The 14,540-nt window shown below is 69.7% G+C and carries 14 protein-coding genes; 8 read left to right on the top strand and 6 right to left on the bottom strand.

Annotation, left to right across the window (positions count from 1 at the left end; all coding sequences use genetic code 11):
• Window positions 1-5: 5 nt before the first annotated feature.
• Window positions 6-557, bottom strand: a complete 552-nt coding sequence (locus tag ACWG52_RS00470; protein WP_389803044.1) for a DUF4383 domain-containing protein — start codon at window positions 555-557, stop codon at window positions 6-8.
• Between the two features lie 471 nt (window positions 558-1,028).
• Here ACWG52_RS00470 and ACWG52_RS00465 point away from each other — a divergent pair, with 471 nt between their 5' ends.
• Together ACWG52_RS00465 and ACWG52_RS00460 are read left to right on the top strand one after the other, a co-directional pair.
• The gene (locus tag ACWG52_RS00465) at window positions 1,029-1,448 is read left to right on the top strand and encodes a DUF6479 family protein (RefSeq protein WP_453127425.1); all 420 of its coding nucleotides are present in this window, start codon (window positions 1,029-1,031) and stop codon (window positions 1,446-1,448) included.
• 179 nt (window positions 1,449-1,627) lie between these two features.
• The gene (locus ACWG52_RS00460; protein ID WP_453129103.1) at window positions 1,628-2,152 is read left to right on the top strand and encodes an RNA polymerase sigma factor; all 525 of its coding nucleotides are present in this window, start codon (window positions 1,628-1,630) and stop codon (window positions 2,150-2,152) included.
• A 288-nt stretch (window positions 2,153-2,440) separates the two neighbouring features.
• On the opposite strand, the gene ACWG52_RS00455 is transcribed toward ACWG52_RS00460, so the two are convergent.
• The gene (locus tag ACWG52_RS00455; protein WP_453129102.1) at window positions 2,441-2,989 is read right to left on the bottom strand and encodes a helix-turn-helix domain-containing protein; all 549 of its coding nucleotides are present in this window, start codon (window positions 2,987-2,989) and stop codon (window positions 2,441-2,443) included.
• 200 nt (window positions 2,990-3,189) lie between these two features.
• On the opposite strand from ACWG52_RS00455, the gene ACWG52_RS00450 reads away from it, so the two are divergent.
• Window positions 3,190-4,032, top strand: coding sequence for a hypothetical protein (locus tag ACWG52_RS00450; protein ID WP_453127423.1), 843 nt, complete (start codon window positions 3,190-3,192; stop codon window positions 4,030-4,032).
• Window positions 4,033-4,173: 141 nt separating this feature from the next.
• On the opposite strand, the gene ACWG52_RS00445 is transcribed toward ACWG52_RS00450, so the two are convergent.
• On the bottom strand, window positions 4,174-4,668 hold the full coding sequence (locus tag ACWG52_RS00445; RefSeq protein ID WP_389803055.1) for an anthrone oxygenase family protein: 495 nt from the start codon (window positions 4,666-4,668) through the stop codon (window positions 4,174-4,176).
• A gap of 321 nt (window positions 4,669-4,989) precedes the next feature.
• Between ACWG52_RS00445 and ACWG52_RS00440 the strand changes: the two genes are divergently transcribed.
• Window positions 4,990-6,357: an AMP-binding protein gene (locus ACWG52_RS00440; RefSeq protein ID WP_389803058.1), complete on the top strand. Its 1,368-nt coding sequence runs from the start codon at window positions 4,990-4,992 to the stop codon at window positions 6,355-6,357.
• A 221-nt stretch (window positions 6,358-6,578) separates the two neighbouring features.
• Window positions 6,579-7,280: a hypothetical protein gene (locus tag ACWG52_RS00435; protein ID WP_453127421.1), complete on the top strand. Its 702-nt coding sequence runs from the start codon at window positions 6,579-6,581 to the stop codon at window positions 7,278-7,280.
• Window positions 7,281-7,479: 199 nt separating this feature from the next.
• Here the strand turns inward: ACWG52_RS00435 and ACWG52_RS00430 are convergent, their stop codons facing one another.
• Entirely contained in the window at window positions 7,480-8,379 is a 900-nt protein-coding gene (locus ACWG52_RS00430) for an NAD-dependent protein deacetylase (RefSeq protein WP_389803067.1), read from the bottom strand.
• An 862-nt stretch (window positions 8,380-9,241) separates the two neighbouring features.
• On the opposite strand from ACWG52_RS00430, the gene ACWG52_RS00425 reads away from it, so the two are divergent.
• On the top strand, window positions 9,242-9,868 hold the full coding sequence (locus ACWG52_RS00425) for a hypothetical protein (protein ID WP_389803069.1): 627 nt from the start codon (window positions 9,242-9,244) through the stop codon (window positions 9,866-9,868).
• Here ACWG52_RS00425 and ACWG52_RS00420 read toward each other — a convergent pair.
• A complete protein-coding gene (locus tag ACWG52_RS00420) occupies window positions 9,834-10,550 on the bottom strand; it encodes a bleomycin resistance protein (protein WP_390166058.1) in 717 nt (238 codons plus the stop codon). The genes ACWG52_RS00425 and ACWG52_RS00420 overlap by 35 nt on opposite strands.
• Window positions 10,551-10,989: 439 nt before the next feature.
• Between ACWG52_RS00420 and ACWG52_RS00415 the strand changes: the two genes are divergently transcribed.
• A complete protein-coding gene (locus ACWG52_RS00415) occupies window positions 10,990-12,612 on the top strand; it encodes an MFS transporter (protein ID WP_389803075.1) in 1,623 nt (540 codons plus the stop codon).
• Window positions 12,613-13,037: 425 nt separating this feature from the next.
• Here ACWG52_RS00415 and ACWG52_RS00410 read toward each other — a convergent pair whose 3' ends face one another.
• Window positions 13,038-13,808 (bottom strand): hypothetical protein, encoded by a 771-nt coding sequence (locus ACWG52_RS00410; RefSeq protein WP_453127417.1) that lies wholly within the window; start codon window positions 13,806-13,808, stop codon window positions 13,038-13,040.
• Between the two features lie 535 nt (window positions 13,809-14,343).
• Here ACWG52_RS00410 and ACWG52_RS00405 point away from each other — a divergent pair.
• The gene (locus tag ACWG52_RS00405; protein WP_389803081.1) at window positions 14,344-14,523 is read left to right on the top strand and encodes a hypothetical protein; all 180 of its coding nucleotides are present in this window, start codon (window positions 14,344-14,346) and stop codon (window positions 14,521-14,523) included.
• Window positions 14,524-14,540 lie beyond the last annotated feature (17 nt).

Raw genomic sequence — 14,540 nt, 5'->3', positions numbered from 1 at the left:
ATCCGTCACCGCCCGGGCGGCAGCTGGGGCTTGGCCGCCGGGGCCGGGGCCGTGGGCGTGAACCGGGGCCGGTTCGTGGTGGTGGCACCGACGGCTTGAGCGGGGTGGCGCTGTTGCCAGTAGGGGTTGTCGTGGGGGAGACCACCGCTGACGCGGCCGTACATGCCGAAGGTCATGACGAGCAGTCCCATCAGGAAGCTGAAGATCACGTTCGTCATGCCGAAGTCGAGGATGTTCCCGGGCCGGCCGATCAGGAAAAGGTGGACGAACCCGCTCAGTACGAAAAGCACTCCGACGACGATGTTGACGGTCGAAGCGACGTTTCCTCCGAACAGGGCGGCAACGAACAGCAGCAACCCGAACACCACTGAGACGGAGCTGAGCAGTCCGTTGGTGGACAGGCCGGCGATCTGCTGACCGTCGGTGTCGAAGGCGGACAGGCTGCCCGCGAACCCGAGGCAGCCGAAGACGAGGAGCAGGAGTCCGCACAGTGCGGCGCCCACCCGGTAGACCCGATTGAGGGGGTGATCGACCGGCAGTTCGTCGCGCAGGGTCATCGTTGCTCCCGCAGATCGCTTGGTTCGGCCCGAGGAGATCAGAGTGACCGCACGTGGCGGCTGGGGAAAGTCGCATCGTTTCCGCAACGAAAGCGTCGCACTCGTGATCACGTCCGGGCGCGGCTCGGAGAGCCGGCTGGAGCTCCAGGGTTCACGCGAAGGTGGGCCGGACGTCACGTGAGCACCTGGACACTGCACAAACAATGCAAGTGGTTTCCCTTTCTGTTCCGCTCTAGGTTCGACTGCGGCAGATCCATGGCATGGAATGCATCCATGGCGAGCAGCGGAAGCGATCATGATTGTCAAGAAGTTGCATGAAGCGGGCGTGTGGAGGGAACACGCTTGTCTCGCCGCGGCGACATCCATCGGTCCTTCTTTCGCCACGTGGGCTGCTTCGAAAAGTCGCGAGGACGTCGAGCGAGCCGAAAGGTGGGGCGCTGAATTGCCGGTGCCTTCGACGGCGTCGAAAGAATGCAGATCAGAAGGCGTCAGGAGAGGAACATGTATCTGAGCGTCGATGCAACGCTGAGCGACATTGCATGGTTCTTGCTCGTCGGATCGGCCATCGTCGGCTTTTTGCTCGCCGGCTTCAAGCTGGGCCAAAGGGTTCGGGCGAACGAACCCCCACCGCCGGCTCCCGAGAGCCAGCCGCATCTGCCCGAGGAGGGCGCTGTCCATGAGGTGCGCGAGGAGCGGGACCCCGTCGAGTTCCCTCCCGACGGCCTGCAACCTCACGAGATGCGAGGGTACGGAAACTTCGGATCCATCACTTCCGCGCACCCTGACGAAGTGCGAAGGCAACGCGAGTCCGGGTACCAGCACGTCGATGGACCCCACCCGCACGTACAGCCCGGCGCTCCCCCCGGGCACGGACGCGGTGCGCATGCTTGAGGGGCCGCGCATCCCTTATGCACCTTTTCTGCGAACACCCCGAACGACGGTCCGGAATCTGCGGCCGTAACGAAGACGACGTCAGGGGTGTCGAAGAAGTGACGGCTGGAACGAGCCCGGGTGCGAGGGCGCGATCGGACACCGACGGGCAGGGGGGCGAGTCCGCGGTCGGCGACGAACTGCTGGCCGTAAGAGCGGCCGAAGGAGACCAGGAGGCGTTCGAGGTGCTCGTGCAACGTCATTCGGCCTCCATGCTCCAGCTCGCCGAACGCCTCATGGGCAGTAGCGCAGAGGCGGAGGACGCCGTGCAGGACGCTTTCATCAGTGCTTGGCGCAAGCTGCCCGAGTTCCGGGGTCATGCGGGTTTCGGTACCTGGCTGCACCGCATCGTCACCAACCGGTGCCTGAACCTGCTGCGTGCCCGCAAACCGTCCACCGGCCTCGACACCGTCCCGGAACCGACCGCACCGGACCACCGGTCCTCGCCCGCCCGGGCCGCCGAATCACAGGCCGCCGCCCGTGATCTGGGCCTGGCTCTGGCCTGCCTGTCCTCAGAGCAGCGGGTGTGCTGGGTACTGCGCGAAATCGAGGGCCGGCCCTATGGATCGATCTCCCAGGAGGTTCGTATCAGCCCGGAAGCGGTCCGGGCGCGCGTCTTCAGAGCCCGGCGCGTTCTGACGGAGGCGATGGCCGCATGGCGATGAACCACCCCGAGCCCCTCGGCTCATCCGATGAAGATCGTCCCGAGTTCCTCGCCCGCGGACGTGACCTGACATCTGTCCGGGAGGGTACGGAAGGCGCGGCATGTGATCCTCACGTGCGCCGGTGCGCCTACTGTCGGAAAGCTCTGGCAGACCTCGAACGGCGCCGGGCCACCGACGTCCCCCGGGCCGTACGGAGGGCGGTCGCCGGGGCCGCCGCCGCATCCCCCGTGACAGTGAAGGTCACCGTCACAGACATCGTGTGATCGCCCTCGGACGGGCCGTCATCCGCTACAGAGGGGGTGGGCAGCTGAGGATCACCCACAAGGCCAGGGACCACACGCAGGCTGCCGCGCCCAGAAGTCGGAGTCGGCGGAGCCGCTCCGGGGAAACCTGCTCTCCGCGGTCGGGGGCCACCGGCAGCGGCGGGGGCTCGGTGGCGCCGGTTCGGTGAGGCTGTGACGACCTTGCTTCGCGTGGTGGTGTCAGGGGCGGGCTGTCCGGGCCCTGCTGTGGCCGGCGGACGGCCGGCGCGGCGGGCCGCACGGGGACCGGATCCCGTTCCGGCTTCGTGGCGGGGTTGTTCGCTCCGGGCTGGGCCAAGCCCGCCAGGAAGAGCCGGTAAGCCTCTCGCCGGGGTCCCCGGGGGACCGTGCGCCCCGACTCCCAGGACCGCACGGTGGCCGGGGTCACCCCGAAGGCGACTGACAACTGCTGGGTCGTCAGACCCCATTGCTCGCGCAGACGACGCCGCTCGGCAGGCTCCGGCAGGCCTGAAGGGAGCCGGTGCGAGGCCTTCGTCGCGGAGCGGGAGGTCTGACGCGGAAGAACCTGATACATGGTCATACAGGTCTGACAATCTGCTTTGACGTTCGTGACGGGCCACCCGCGGTGTTCACCCCTATGGCCCTGGACCTCGGTGAGCAGGCCGGTGTTCAGGAACCGTGCGAACGGCGGAAGAAGGTCTCCACGAAGGTGGGTGGGACGCAGGGGTCGTTTCGCTGACGGGCGGGTACCGGCCTCAGCACTAGTCTCGCCTCGTGGGACAGTCTCTGGAAAGTGTCGAAGGCGCGGGACCGTTCATCACCCGACGCACGTGGCGGCGTCCCGAGGGCGACACGGTCGTCTGGGATTCACGGCCGGCGCGCAAGCGCGGCACGCTGTCGGTCCGGGGCCCGGGGGACACGGTCGACCGGGTCGCCACCGCCGATCCCGGCGCGCTGAGCAGCGTACGCAGGCTCAACGCCATCGCCTCCACCGCGTTCATCGTCGGCGGGGCGTTGTTCGCCGCCGGAGCCGCGGTCGCGCAGTTCGGTACGGGCGATCCGCTCGTCAGCGCGTGGGTGTACCTCGTAGGGGGCCTGTTCTTCAACACCGGGGGCTACGTCTCGGTGCTGCAGGTGCTGAACGGGCCTCGGCACGCCCCGGACGGCGGATTCCAGGCCCCGACAGGCTGGCGGTGGTGGGGGTACGAGCCGATGCGGCTGGACTGGCTGAGCATGTTCGTCCTGTTCACCGGGACGCTCGTGTTCGGCGTCAACCTGCTGGACTCCTTCCTGGAGGGCCTGAGCGTCAGTCAGGTCAACCGGCTGATCTGGACCCCCGACGTGATCGGGTGCGTGCTGTTCCTGATCTCCGGGCATCTGGGGTTCGCCGAGATCTGCCACCGGCCCTGGCCGTGCTTCCGCTCCCGAGGTCTCGGGTGGTGGGTGGTCGCGGTGAACCAGTTGGGCTCGATCCTGTTCATGATCTCCGCGCTGGCGGCCTTCACCCGACCCGCCACCGGAAGCCTGGTCAACGTCGACATCGCCAACTGGGGGACGCTGACCGGTGCGCTGTGCTTCTCGGTCGGCGGGGTGCTGCAGCTCTTCGAGCGACCGTAGACGGTCGTGCCCGAGCCGGTGCCCGTGCCCGTGCCCGTGTTCGTGCCGGTGTCCGTGTCGGGTGTGGCATCGCCGGCAGTGGGGCGGACGTGACAGGGGTGGCTCGGTGTCGACGTCCGCGTTACCGCTGGTGCCGTGCCGTCAGTGGAGGGTGAGCGTGTAGGTGAGGAGGACGAGGCTCACGACGGTGAGGAGCGTTCGCCACGTGTTGGCCCTGTTCCAGGGGGTTTCGAAGGTGGTGCGGGTGGTGTGGGCGGTGGTGGTGTCGGTGTGTTCGGGGGATCCGGCCTGTTCGAGGGCGTTGTTGAGCGGGATGTTGATGCGCCCGGTGATGACCATGGTGGCCACGTAGGCGGCGAGTGCGACCGCCAACGGGACGATGGCGTCGCGGGTGTCAGGGTCGGTGGCGTGGAGGACGAGGGTGACGGCGGTGAGGAGGGGCGCGCCGAGGTAGGCGAGTATGAACCAGCCGTTGAGGATGGCTTTGTTGGTGTTCTGCATGGTTTCGACGAGGGTCTTGTCGCCGCTGCGGGCGAGGCCGGGCATGACGGCCACGCTGAATGCGTAGAACAGGCCGCTGATGAGGCCGGAGGCGATCGTCGCGGCGATGAGGGTTGCGGTGCGTGCGGTTTCCACGTGGTTCCTCTCTCTGGTGTTCCGGTAGGCGCCCGCTGCCGGGCCGAGAGGCCGGGCAGGGCTGTTCGTGCCGGGTCGTGCCAGGGGTGGTGCCGTGCGGTGCCGAGATCGGTGCGCAGTGCCGGGCCGGGGGTGAGGCCGGGTCGCGCCGTGCGGTGCCGGGGCCGGACCGGCCGAGCAGTGCGGTGCCGGGCGGTCGGTGCCGGGGGTGTGGTGGGGTTCGGTTGATCATAAGGGTGGAGTGGTGCGTGTGGCCCTGTGGTTTCGTTGGTCGTGTCGTCCTGCTGCTGTTCGTGATGGTGTCGATTGGGGGGTGTTGTCATGCTGACTGCTCTGACCGGGGTGTTCGGCGACCGCGGGGACGCGGTGTCGGTCGCGGGGCGTGCCGCGTCGTACGAGGACGTGCTGGGTGCCGCCGGGGCGGTGGCCGCCGATCTCGCGGGGTGGGGGCCGGTTCCGGCGTTCGCGGTGACCGCGACGGCCTCGCTGGAGACGGTGGCGGCGGTGGTCGGTGGCCTGCTGGCGGGGGTGCCGTGCGTACCGGTGCCCCCCGACGCCGGGCCGATGGAGCGTGACCACATCCTGCGGGACTCGGGCGCCCGGCTCCTGGAGGTGGACTTCGCCCGCCGTGCGCCGGAGCCCGGCCCCGTACCGTCCGCGGCGGAGGATCCGGCATTGATCCTCTACACCTCGGGGACCACGGGTGTGCCCAAGGGCGTGGTGCTGAGCAGGGCGGCGATCATCGCGGACCTGGACGCGCTGGCGGGGGCCTGGGAGTGGGGTCCGGGGGACGTCCTGGTGCACGGGCTGCCGTTGTTCCACGTCCACGGGTTGGTGCTGGGCGTGCTGGGGGCTCTGCGGACAGGAAGTCGGCTGCTGCATACGGGCCGACCGACGCCGGAGGCGTACGCGGAGGCCGCGGCGGCGGGCGGGAGCCTGTTCTTCGGCGTGCCCACCGTGTGGTCGCGGATCGCGGCCGTGCCGGAAGCGGCCGCAGCCCTGTCAGGGGCCCGGTTGCTGGTGTCGGGAAGCGCGGCACTGCCGACCCCGGTCTTCCGCGACCTGGAGCACCTGACCGGACACCGGGTCGTGGAGCGGTACGGGATGACCGAGACGCTGATCACGGTCAGCGGGCGGGCGGGTGGTGACGTGGCCCCCGGTACGGTCGGCACCGCGCTGGAGGGCATCGCCACGCGGGTCGTGGCCGAGGCGGGCGCGGAGATCGGGGAGCTCCAGGTGAAGGGGCCGACGCTGTTCTCGGGCTACCTGGGCCGACCGGACGCGACGGCGGCCGCGTACTCGGATGACGGCTGGTTCCGTACGGGGGACATCGCGGCCGTCGACGAGGAGGGAGTGCACCGGATCGTCGGGCGTGCCTCCACCGACATGATCAAGTCCGGCGGGTACCGGATCGGGGCGGGCGAGGTGGAGAACGCGCTCCTGGACCATCCGCGGGTGCGGGAGGCGGCGGTCGTGGGTGTCCCGGATGCCGACCTCGGCGAGCGGATCGTCGCGTTCGTGGTGGCCGAGGGCGTCAGCGGCGGCGAACTCACCGACTTCGTCGCGGCACGCCTGTCCGCCCACAAGCGTCCGCGCGAGGTCCGTTTCATCGAGGCGGTGCCGCGCAACGCGATGGGCAAGCCGCAGAAGCGGCTCCTGCTGGAGGGCGAGGAACGACACCGGCCCTGAGGCGCGCCTCCTGACGACGACCACGCACCCCTCATCGCGGCCGAGGCCTCCCAGGGCCGACCAGGGGAACCCGAACCCGTGCCGGCCGAGGGGCCGCTGTCGGCCCGCACCGTACGGCCCGCGGGTCCCACTGCCCGGAGGGGAATCGTGTCAGAGGTCCGGGCTAGGTTTGGCCTGTGAACCACAGCAGCGCCCAGGCCGGGGCGCCCCGCGAGCCTGACGTGCCGCCCTACCAGGTGGTCCTGCAGGAGACCGATTGGAGTTCGCTCCAGACGGCTTTCGGGAACGGTGAATGCCTTCCCGAAGTCCTGGCACGGTTGCTGGAACCTGATCCCAAGGTGCAGGTCGCCGCACTGTCGGAACTGGGCGAGCTGGTCGGCCACCAGAACAGCATCTACGAAGCCACCGCCCCCGTCGTCATGTATGTCGCCGGGATCCTCGCCCACCCGGCGGCCATGACCCGCCGGCCGTATCGCAACGTCCCCATCCGCGCGACATTGTTGAGCTGGTTGGCTTCCACGGCCTACGACGCCTCCGACGAGATCGTCGACCGCACCGAGCAGTACTTCCCTGGCTTCCTCACCCCCGGCACCATGCCGGCGGCCTTCCGGGACCTGCGCCCGATGCTCTATCGAGCCGTCGCGCCCTTCCTGCAGGACAGTCACGAGGACGTGCGCGAAGCCGCCGGTCTCGCCGCGCTCGTCGTCGCCGAACACCCCGCGCTCGCCCGGCACCGCGATCACCTCGCCGTGCACGCGCGCCGCATCCTGGACACCAGCGGCGACGACTTCAACCGGCGCGTTGCATGGAAGGCCCTCGAAACATGGGGCCACGACGTCTCCGACATCGCACCTTTCCAGGAGGAGCCCTGGGACTGCGGGCCGCACAGCGATGGCCGCGGCGATCTCGAACCTCCCTTCTGACGGAGAGGCGAACGGCCCACCGGGCCAAGGACATGCGGTCGGTCGAGCACTTCGGCACCTTCGGAACGCGAAGCGGTCGCGCCGAGGATCTCCCTCGTACCGGGTGACGCCGACCGCGGGCACGGCTGTCGCCTCAGGAAAGCCGCAGCGCCGTCCAGGGCACATCTCCGATGCCGCTCAGGCTCCGGCAGGCCTTGGGTCAGTCGCCCGTCCGGCCGTCGACGGGGATGCTCAGCGCATCGCAGAGGGCGGTCAGGGTCGCCCCCAGGGGGAGCGCGACGCGGGTGGCGGCGTGCCGGTCGCCTCGCGTGGGGTCCCTGTTGACGATCAGGACGGGTTTTCCCGTCTGGGCAGCCTGGCGGACGAACCGCAGGCCGGACATCACCGTCAGCGAGGAACCGAGGACCAGGAGTGAGGTCGCGGCGTCGACCAGTTCGCGGCAGCGCTCGACCCGGCGCGGGGGAACGTTCTCGCCGAAGAACACCACGTCCGGCTTGAGGAGACCGCCGCACTCCGAGCAGGGCATGACGGTGAAGTCACCGACCTGTGCGTCGGTGAGGTCGGCGTCACCATCCGGATTCAGCCGGGCGGCCATGGGTTCGAAGCCCGCATTGGCTGCCTCCAGCCGGTGGGCGAGTTCCCGGCGCGTGCTGAAGGTGCCGCAGGAAAGGCAGACGACCCGGTTCAGACTTCCGTGGAGTTCCACCACGTCGTTGCTGCCGGCGGCCTGGTGCAGACCGTCGACGTTCTGGGTGATCACCGCCGAGAGCAGTCCGTGCTGCCCGAACGCGGTCACGGCTCGGTGCCCGGCGTTCGGTCGGGCACGGCCGAAGGTGCGCCAGCCCAGGTGGCTGCGTGCCCAGTATCGGCGCCGGGCGTGCGCGCTCGTGGTGAATTCCTGGAAGGTCATCGGGGTGTGCCGACGCAGGCTTCCGCCCTCGCCCCGGTAGTCGGGGATGCCCGACTCCGTGGAAAGGCCCGCTCCGCTGAGCACCAGCACGCCGCCGGCCCGCAGCGCGTCGGCGACCGGCCCCGGATCGGTGGTGCCCGGCCGCAGGTCCTCGCCGGGGGTCCAGCTCAGGGTGGGGCGCGTACGCATGGAGCCAGCGTACGGAACAAGTCCGACGAACGACGAGGGCCGGCCCCCATACCCCGGGCCCCGGGCCGGCGAGCCCGCGACCACGACCTTGGGCGCCACGCGGCGGACCGACCGCGAAGGTGCTTCGCCCGACCGGCGGCCGATGCCTGCCGGCTCCTGTCCCGGCCTCGGTCCCGGCCGCCGCGGATGCAGACGACGACATCGACTGGACCGTGTCGGTCGACTCCACCGTCGCCCGGGTCCACCAGCACGCCGCCGGAGCACTCAAAACGGGGCGGCGGGGCGCCGCGAACCCGCCGATCACCTCCTGGTCGTCTCCGCCCACCGGGAGCACGCGGCGCTGTCCCTGTCGACGCCGGCCACGCGCACCCCACCGGCCTATGACCTCGGCGGCGTCGGGGGCGGGCGGCGATGATCCGCACGCCGAACCCGTCCACCAGCACCCGAGCCCGTGGCCGAGCGACGGGACCGGGTCACCCACAAAACCGCGCGAGCGGCACCTCGACCTCGTACTCGCGATCCTGTGCGGGCCCGGCGGGCGAATCCGCATCACCCGTCCGGCCGTGGTCGGTCGCGTCCCGAACGGTCCCGACCGACCTCCCGCCCTAGATTCGACGACGTCCTTACCAGTGCGCGCGAGGCGGTCGACCGCCGTCCGACCTCCCCGTCGACGCGTGGCGGGCGAAGGGCACGACATGACCGGTCGCCCCGACATCCTGCTGATCGTCACCGACGAGGAGCGCGCTTCCCTGCCCCGCCCCGAGGGGTACTCCCTACCGGCCCGGGAACGGATCGCGGCCCGCGGCACGACCTTCGAACCGCGTTGCACGGTGCGACACCGTACGCCGAGGCATGGGACACCGTGGCAGGTCTCGGACTGGGCACCCCGACCGAGCGGATCCTGAAGGACCATGCCGTCTGCTACCCCGCGATGTTCGCGGATTCGGCCCTCGAACCCCTCTACCCGGACCGGCTCGCGGAGGACTTCCTGGCCCTCACCATCCCCGGGCGCGCCCTGTCCGCGCACCCGCCCGCGATCTGGGCACCGCGACTGGTCAGTGTTCTGTCCGGGGCCGCCGAAGGCCGGCCCGCCCCGCCCGCTTCCCGGATCGCCCGCTCGATGACCGTCCTCACCGCAGCCGCAGCCCCGGGCCGGTGGCCGCATGTCGGTGTCATCCTGGACCAGATCCTCACGACCTCACCGCACCTGGCCCGGACCGCGGGGAACGACGCACTCATGGCCCTCGCCCAGGTCGACCGGTCATGCACGGATACCCTCGCGGCGGTGGTCGCCACCTTGCCGGCGCCCGGCCACGACGGTGACCTGGGGGAGGGCGCTGCCGCGATGGTGCGGCGCCTCACTCTGCGGCTGATCAGGGAGAGCACCGACATCTCCGTCCGCGCGGCCGTCAGGGCCGAGCTCGTCGAGTATGTGATCGACGCGGGGCAGGACGTCATGGCGACCGAAGAGTCCCGCGGAGATCCTTGAAGCGTGCGATGTCGTCGTGGACCGACTCCTGTTCCTCGGGGGTGAGGTGAACTGCAGCGGCCTCATCGAGGGCGGTCGTCATGGTCTCGCTGTCGCCGAGGCGGCCGGCGGTATCCGCTCGCAGGACCAGGAGGCGGAACAGTTGCACCGGGGTGGGTCGTTCGTCCTTCATGCGGAGGGCGCGATCGATGATCCTCGCGGCGCCGCTCGGGTCGTCCTTCGAGTCCGCGAACAGGGACGCCATGTGAAGTGCACGGGCGAAGGTCTCGTCCGGTGCGGGTCGGTGGTGTGGGTCCCCGCCCGTCGGTCGCCCGACACGGATGCAGTTGCCTCCCGGATCGGTCATGAGGAATTGCCGCACGCCGTACGACATGTCCTTCAGCGGCCCGATGCGCGGCAGCCCACGCGTGGGGACCCTCCCGTACGCCGCCTTGAGGCCGGTCCGGAAGGCATCGTGCAGGCCGTCGACGTCGTCGGTCACCACGTAGCACGTGCTGATCGACCGGGTCGGCTCGTACTGCTTCAGGCCGAAGAAGTGAAGCTCGATACCTCCTCGCTCCACGACCGCGTAGGGGTTGGGGCTCCGTTGCTGAAAGGTCACTTCGAAGCCGAGCGCGACGTAGAAGTCGAGGACGGGCCGGAGGGTGAGGCACGGCAGGATCGGAATCGTTTTCGCGGTCATACGGCCACTCTAGTCAACTTTGACTAGAGCGGGGAGTGGGAATCCGACCGGTCACGGCGCCGAAGGCCGGTGAGGGACGGCGGCCCGTGGCGGAGGCCGGCCTTCCGAGCCCTTCACCTCATGGGCGAGACGGCTTGTCCGTGGCGCGGCAGTGAGCGTGCAGTTCGCCGGACGGGCCTTTCCACGGCGCTCAGTCACACGGGGTGGCCGCGTTCCCCCTTGGGAGCTGGGGCGCCTGTCGGAGCCTGACCGGGGGTGTCAGACGGTCAACCTTCGCTGAGACGGATCGCGGGGCTGTTCCTTGTGCGGTGGCCGGGGTCGGTCAGGGGCGTGGTCGGCATCGAGGACGAGGTTTGCGCGTGTCATCCCAATGGGGCGATGTGCTGCGCGGCGGATCAGGCAAGACTCTCGCCGAGCCCGACTTCGCCCCGGAGGTTCCATGTCGAAAAGCGTCGCGCCTCGCATCGACGTTCCGCGTGAGGCCCCGGGGCGGGCATCGCTCGTTCTGGCGTCCCTGATCATCGTTGCCGCGGTGGCCAACTTGAACCTGTCGGTGGCCAACGTGGCGCTGCCCGCGATCGGGAAGGCCTTCGACTCCTCCCAGACCATGCTGAACCTGATTGCCGTGGGGTACTCCCTCGGTCTGGCCGCATCGGTGCTCTATCTGGGTGCGGTCGGCGACCGTCACGGGCGCAAGCTGCTGCTGCTCCTCGGCATCGCTCTGTCCGTCCCCGCCTGCCTGCTCGCCGCGTACGCGCCGAACGACACCGTCCTCGTGCTGGCCCGAGTTCTCGGCGGGCTCTCGGCCGGCATGGCCTACCCGACCACCCTGGCGCTGATCACCGCCCTGTGGGCGGGGCCGGAACGGACGAAGTCGATCGCGCTGTGGTCGGCCCTGGGCGGCGGCATCTCCCTGCTCGGGCCGGTGATCGCGGGCGCGCTGCTCGAACGCTTCTATTGGGGGTCGGTGTTCCTGGTCACTCTGCCCCTCGCCGTGGTCGCGCTGGTCATGGCCCTGCTGTTCGTCCCCGCACACGCCAACGAGTCGGCCGAACCGGTGGACAACCTCGGCGGCATCCTGTCCGTCCTCCTGATCGCGGGACTGGTGCTGGCGATCAATTTCGCCGCCGTCCCCGGCCAGGGGGCACTGGTCGTCGGCCTCGTCGTGATCGCCCTGGCTGCCGGAGCGGCGTTCTTCTGGCGCCAACGCCGGGCCCCCAACCCGTTGTACGACCTCCATATCGCCGGCCGGCGTACGTTCTGGGTCGCCGCGTGCGCGGGAATCATCGTGTACGGCTCCATGATGGGGTCGGCGTTCATCAGCCAGCAGTACCTGCAGAACGTACTCGCGTACAACCCCGTCGAAGCCGGTGCCGCCATCCTCCCCCTCGTCGTGATGATCGTGCTCGTGGCACCACGGTCCGCGAAGCTGGTCGAGACACGCGGCGCCCGCACTACCCTGCTGATCGGTTACACGTTCCTCTTCCTCGCCTTTGCCTGGATGCTGCTGTTCTGGGGCGAGGACAGCAGCTACTGGCAGATCGGCCTCGCCTACGTGCTCATCGGAATCGGAGCCGGCTTCGCGGGGACGCCCGCATCCCACTCGCTGACCGGATCGGTGCCCGTGCGACGGGCCGGCATGGCATCAGGCACCGCCGACCTGCAACGGGACCTCGGCGGGGCCGTCATGCAGTCCGTCATGGGCGTACTCCTCACCGCCGGCTACGCCTCGGCCTTCAGCGCGGCGATCGCCGCTTCCCCCGAGAGCAAGGACGTGTCGGACCAGGTTCAGAGCGAGCTGACGAAGTCGTTCGCTTCCGCCGGGCAGGTCGCTCAGCAGCACCCCCAGTACGCCGACCAGATCGTCGCGGCGGCACGGCAGTCGTTCCTCCACGGCGACGACTGGGCGTACACCGTCGGCCTGGCCGCCGTTGCCCTGGGTGCGTTGCTGATCCTTTTCATGTTCCCGCACCGGGACGCCGAGCGGGAACTCCTCCGGCGCTACTACACGGAGGACTCCGTCCCCGCCGCCACCGAGCGGCCGAGCGGCCCGGGAGCCTGAGAGGTCGGCCGACACCGCTCCCGCGGTCGACGCGTTCACGGCTTCCGGGCGCTGCGAGACGGGGTTTGTGGACAAGGCCGAGCTGCGCGGCCGGCGCCGCGGGTGAGCCCGCACTCGTACGCGGGTCCGCCGCTCGACACCGGCCGCGAAGGTCCTCCCCGAACTCCCCGAACACCCCGAGCACGCCGAGGAGACGGTCCGGGACCTGCTCGACGCGGCCGCGGCCGACCCGAGGGGCCCGGTGGGGCCCGCAGATTCCGAAGGCGAAGACATCGGGATCACGTCCGCGGGCCGCCTGTTCGTGATCTACTTCGCCAACCGGCCGTCGCCGTTCACCGTGGCCGGACCGGGCCGGGCCGCACTGTGCCGGCATCGTCGTCCGCGGCCTCACGGCTGCGGACGACGATGCCCTGCCGGTCAGGCGTTCAGCCGGTGCGACGTGTCTTGACTCCGGAAGCCTCGAAGTCGTAGATGGTCCTGTTGATCCGTAGGCCGTCGACGGCGCCGATCCACATGTTGTCGCGGCCCTTGCCCACCGCGGCGGTGTAGATGGTCGGTTGTGCGCCGCCGTCGTTGAGCGCGGTCTTCAGCTGGGGGAAGGGGCACGGGGTCGCCAGGTTGCAGCCCGTCGCGGTGCCCGCGTTGCCCGTGAGGAACCAGGTACCGGTCGTGGTGGCGTCCAGGTAGCCGCTCCAGGCGTTCGTCACGGGGGAGGCCGGTGGCAGCCAGACCAGCGACGAGTAGGTGGTGGTTGTCGCGGTGAGGTTCGGATTGATCTCGAACGTGATGTTCGGCATGTTCGTCGGGCCGCCGTAGGAGATGTTCTCGCCGGTCTGGAATACGTGGAAACCGACCTGGTTCAGACCCTGGGTGCCGAGGATCGGCTTGCCGTAGAAGTCGACCTCGTTGCCGAAGCTGACCTTCTCACTGGACGGAGTGAGAGAGGTGGAGCGGTCCGCGACCTCGATTCCGAGGCTGCCTCGGCCGTAGGGCGGCCTCGCGGCGGTCCCCGTCACACCGAACGATCCGTACGGGCCGTCCCTCAGCGCGGCGACGGGGGAGCCGATGGTGTTGCGGGTGATGACGCCCCAGTGGTGCGAGCTTCCCAGATCTGCGCCGGTCAGGGCGGAGGCCGGGGCAGTCCCGGCGGCGATCGCGATCAGCGCCGTTAACCCAAGCACGACTCTCTGCTTCATGCCGAAGCGAGCGTTCACGCTCACCCCTTTCGTGGTCGGTACATGGACGGCAAGACGTGGGCGCCCGAGTCAAGCCTGCGTTGCGCACGCCACGGTAGGGCCCTCGGAGACGGAACCGGCCACGACGCGCATATGCGTCTGGCAATTGACTCCCCTGGGGGAGCGCATGATCGGCCGGGTCCGATCCGGCCAGACGCGGCAGTTGACGGATGCGGCACGGGGCCCTCCCCTCCCCGCGGAACTCACGGAGCTCCCTTCCAACCTCATCCGGCTCCTCGGCGGCTCTGTGGGGTTCCTCTTCGAGGCCGTCTTCTTGGAGGTCGTCTTCGCGGCGGCTGCGGCGCTGCCCTGGAGGCCGGTGTCCTCGGCCACTGGACGGACGGAGACCGTGACCGACCGGTTGCGGGCCAGGCCCGCAGCCTGCCGGAATCATCAGCGGCCGGTGACAGATACCCCGCAGCTCGTACCGGGCGCGATACAGCGCGCTCGCTGTTCGTTCTCTTGGCCCCTGATGGATGAACCGGAGGAGCCGCCCGTGCGCGCCGCACTGGACCCTCCGCCGACCCCGCACTTCTGCGGCTGCGGCGACTATGGCGGCTCGGGCGGCGAAGAACCCTGCCTCAACTCCTGGACCGACTTCACCGGCCCGGATTTCGGCACGGGATCGCCCACCAGGACCTGCGATCACACGGAATCCGAGCACGCCCAGATCTGACCGATCAGGAGGACGCA

The sequence above is a fragment of the Streptomyces sp. CLCI03 genome (assembly GCF_053615355.1).
Note: the sequence above shows the minus strand (reverse complement) of the source record. Positions and strands in the feature narration are given on the sequence as shown.

Bases quoted from the DNA above. Each gene is read 5' to 3' on its own strand.
- ACWG52_RS00430 (WP_389803067.1), bottom strand. From the start codon at position 8,379: ATGCGTACGCGCCCCACCCTGAGCTGGACCCCCGGCGAGGACCTGCGG.
- ACWG52_RS00410 (WP_453127417.1), bottom strand. From the start codon at position 13,808: ATGAAGCAGAGAGTCGTGCTTGGGTTAACGGCGCTGATCGCGATCGCC.
- ACWG52_RS00470 (WP_389803044.1), bottom strand. From the start codon at position 557: ATGACCCTGCGCGACGAACTGCCGGTCGATCACCCCCTCAATCGGGTC.
- ACWG52_RS00420 (WP_390166058.1), bottom strand. From the start codon at position 10,550: ATGACCGCGAAAACGATTCCGATCCTGCCGTGCCTCACCCTCCGGCCC.
- ACWG52_RS00440 (WP_389803058.1), top strand. From the start codon at position 4,990: ATGCTGACTGCTCTGACCGGGGTGTTCGGCGACCGCGGGGACGCGGTG.
- ACWG52_RS00465 (WP_453127425.1), top strand. From the start codon at position 1,029: ATGCAGATCAGAAGGCGTCAGGAGAGGAACATGTATCTGAGCGTCGAT.
- ACWG52_RS00415 (WP_389803075.1), top strand. From the start codon at position 10,990: ATGTCGAAAAGCGTCGCGCCTCGCATCGACGTTCCGCGTGAGGCCCCG.
- ACWG52_RS00455 (WP_453129102.1), bottom strand. From the start codon at position 2,989: ATGTATCAGGTTCTTCCGCGTCAGACCTCCCGCTCCGCGACGAAGGCC.